The sequence below is a fragment of the Cereibacter changlensis JA139 genome (assembly GCF_003034985.1).
GTDB classification, from domain to species: domain Bacteria; phylum Pseudomonadota; class Alphaproteobacteria; order Rhodobacterales; family Rhodobacteraceae; genus Cereibacter; species Cereibacter changlensis.
The window spans coordinates 1-3,074 of record NZ_PZKG01000250.1 but is presented as its reverse complement, the minus strand read 5'-3'; the positions used below and the strand labels follow the sequence as shown (position 1 = coordinate 3,074).

Annotated in this window: 4 protein-coding genes; 2 read left to right on the top strand and 2 right to left on the bottom strand. The window is 66.7% G+C overall.

What is annotated here, in order from left to right; translation table 11 throughout:
- Positions 1 to 272, top strand: a 272-nt coding sequence (locus tag C5F48_RS25800; protein ID WP_219907829.1) for a hypothetical protein, incomplete at its 5' end; no start/stop codon positions are given.
- Between the two features lie 140 nt (positions 273 to 412).
- On the opposite strand, the gene C5F48_RS22745 is transcribed toward C5F48_RS25800, so the two are convergent.
- Positions 413 to 1,159, bottom strand: a complete 747-nt coding sequence (locus C5F48_RS22745) for an SDR family oxidoreductase (protein WP_107665994.1) — start codon at positions 1,157 to 1,159, stop codon at positions 413 to 415.
- 106 nt (positions 1,160 to 1,265) lie between these two features.
- Between C5F48_RS22745 and C5F48_RS22740 the strand changes: the two genes are divergently transcribed.
- Complete coding sequence (locus tag C5F48_RS22740) at positions 1,266 to 2,192, top strand: AraC family transcriptional regulator (RefSeq protein WP_107665993.1); 927 nt, start codon at positions 1,266 to 1,268, stop codon at positions 2,190 to 2,192.
- 202 nt (positions 2,193 to 2,394) lie between these two features.
- On the opposite strand, the gene C5F48_RS22735 is transcribed toward C5F48_RS22740, so the two are convergent.
- On the bottom strand, positions 2,395 to 3,074 hold a 680-nt coding region (locus C5F48_RS22735; RefSeq protein ID WP_146170722.1), incomplete at its 5' end, for an AraC family transcriptional regulator.

Below are 3,074 nucleotides of genomic sequence, written 5' to 3'. Positions count from 1 at the left end.
GGATCGGCAATGCCACGTCCTTGCCGCCGCTGATCGCGCAGCAGGAGTTTTCCCCGCCCGAGACCGCCCGCGTGGTGCCTCTGATCGTCGCCATCGGTCAGGCGGGCTATGCCTTTGCACCGGCGGCGTTCGGGCTGCTGCGCGCAGGTGGAGGGGCCGGCGCGGCAGGTCCCACGCCGCTGTTCGTCTGCGCCGCCGCCATTCAGGTGGCCGCAATCGGATGCTTGCTTGCAGGGCGGGGGGTGAACCCAAGTTGCCCAGACCGAAGGTGAGCAAGGTCGGGGAGGTGCTGCGTGCCGAGGGGGCTGTCGGCCCAAACCCACATATCACGGATGCCGGAGCGACGACCTCGCAGGCAGACTCGGTGAATGCGGGCGCAGCACGACGACTCGGCTGCGCCCTGAGCTTTGCCTCAGCCCCTGAACAGCGCCACGGCATCTGCGCCCGCGGGCACGCGCATCGGGGCGGCCGGATCGGTCGCCACGCGCCAGATCGCAGCGACGACGTCTTCGGACCTGGTCTTCTCTTCATCCGCCCCCGCGGTGAGCCGTGCGAAGACCGCCTCGATCATCTCGGCATAGGGTTCCGGGAAGCCACCCGCCTGCGCCAGCCGCTCGCGGGCATTCGCGGCAAAGGCGGTGCCCGGCGCCTGGCCCGGCAGCACGACATGGGCGCGGATGCCAAAGGGTGCGAGTTCCAGCGCCATCACCTCGGTCAGCGCGTTCACTGCGGCCTTGCTGGCGGTGTAGACCGACAGCAGGTCGTAGTTCTTCAGTGTCACGCTGGAGGTCACGTTGATGATCACGCCCGCGCGGCGGGTGCGGAACTGCGGCAGCACGGCCTGGATCATCGCGATGGTGCCGATGGTGTTGGTCTCGAAGATGTCGCGCACGACAGGGATCGGGGTGCCCTCGACCGCGCTCAGCCAGCCGATGCCGGCGTTGTTCACCAGCACGTCGATCTCGCCCGCAACCGCAGCCGCAATGCTCGCCGGATCGGTGACGTCGAGCGGCAGGATCGTCAGCTGGTCCGAGGCGGGCAGCAGATCGGGCTTCGGGGTCCGCATCGTGGCGATGACCCTCCAGCCTTCGGCCAGGAAATGGCGCGCGGTGTCGAGGCCGAAGCCCGAAGAGCAGCCGGTGATCAGGATGGTAGGCATGGGAAGGTCCTTTCGCTGTTGCCCACCCGATCTAGCCATCCCATGCGCGACGGCCTATAATCGAACGTCCAAGATGATCGATCGAGCGTCCAAACCGAAAGCCGCCATGTCCGATCCCCTCACCCAGCTTGTGACCCTGCTGCGACCCGGTGCGCCCTATGCCAAGATCGCCACTGCCTCGGGGGCCTGGCGGGTGCGCCGGGAGGAGGACAGTATCGTCCTCTACAGCCTGATCCTCGAAGGCCGGGCGCTGCTGGAGGTGGACGAACGGGCGCCGATCCTGCTGGAGGAGGGCGATTTCGTCCTGATCCCGGCCGCGCGACGCTTCACGCTGTCGAGCCCGGATCCGGTCCTGCCGCTGGGGCAGTTCACTGAACCCGTCATCCTCGCCCCCGGGCAGGTGCAAATCGGCGACCCTGACCTGCCGGTCACGACACAGCAGCTTGTCGGCCATTGCACCTTCGGCGCGCGGGATGCGGCACTGCTGCTGACCCTGCTGCCCGATCTGGTGGTGATCCGCGGCGAGGCACGGCTGGGAACGCTGATCCGGCTGGTCGCGGATGAGGCGCGGGCGGCGCGGCCGGGGCGCGAGGTGGTGCTCGAGCGGCTGCTGGAGGTGCTGCTGATCGAGGCGTTCCGCGCATCGGGTGGCATCAGCGCGCCGCCCGGCCTGCTGCGGGGATTGGGCGATCCGCACCTGTCGATCGCCCTGCGCGCCCTGCATGCCGATCCGGCGCGGCCGTGGACGGTGGCGGAACTGGCGCGCGCCGCGGGCCTGTCACGGTCCGCCTTCTTCGCGCGCTTCGAGCGCGAGGTCGGCAGCGCGCCGATGGCCTATCTGACCGGCTGGCGGATGAGCCTCGCCAAGGACCGGCTGCGGCGCGGCGAGGGCAGCCTGGCCGAGATCGGCGCGGCCCTGGGCTATGGTTCGGCCAGTGCGTTCAATACGGCCTTCGCCCGTGAGGTCGGCAAACCGCCGGGGCAATATGCTTCATGGGCTACGCAACTCGCGCCGGAGGAGGCGCCTGCCTGAGGAAGGGCACCGGCAACGGCCCTTTGCCGCCGGTCGATCGCCTTTCAGTGGCCACTTCGGCTATCCGAAAGCGACCAGTCGACTTGCTGCAGCGAATTTTGGCAGGCAGGTCGGCGGTGCGGATTAGACATACAGCGCCGAGCGCAACCAGTCGGCAGATCCAGTCGAGCGCAGGCTTGGACAACCTTTTGAGAGCCGCCGATCACCGGCACGCCGCTGCGTATCGCAGCGGCGTGACCCCGAAGTACCGCCGGAAATTGCCAGTGAAATGGCTCTGATCATAGAAGCCAACACCGACAGCTGCCTCGGCGGCCGGATTTCCAGCAGCTAGGAGCGCCTTCGCCGCATTGAGACGAACCAGCATCAGATAGCGATAGACGGTAACGTTCATCTGTTCCTTGAAGGTGCGCATGAAATGGAACTCACTCAAATCGACCTGTGATGCGATATGCTTGAGCCGCAGCGGTTGATCGTGATGGGCATGAATATAGTCGAGGGCGCGACGAATGCGTGCATCCGGCGCCTTGCGAAGTGTGCTCGCTGAGGTCCTTTGGCCATAGCGCTGAATAAGCATGTCCAACGCCCCATAGATCGCTTCCTCTCGTGCGATGGCGTCGGGCGAGCGCGCGGCCAACTCGCAGGCGGCGAGAAGCCGTTCTGCCATCTCAGGATCTTCGATCAGCAACTCCGCTCCGAAATCGAGCGAACCGCGGCTTTCTTGAAACAGTTCCTGCGACAGTGCATCAAGCGCCCCAGCGGCAGGGTAGAGTGCGGAATATTCCCACCCGCCGTCGCGTTCGGCACTTTCGCCGGTATGCACTTCGCCCGGCGGGATGATCATTACCGTGCCGGGATAGGCTACCCCCCGTCTCCGCGCGATCT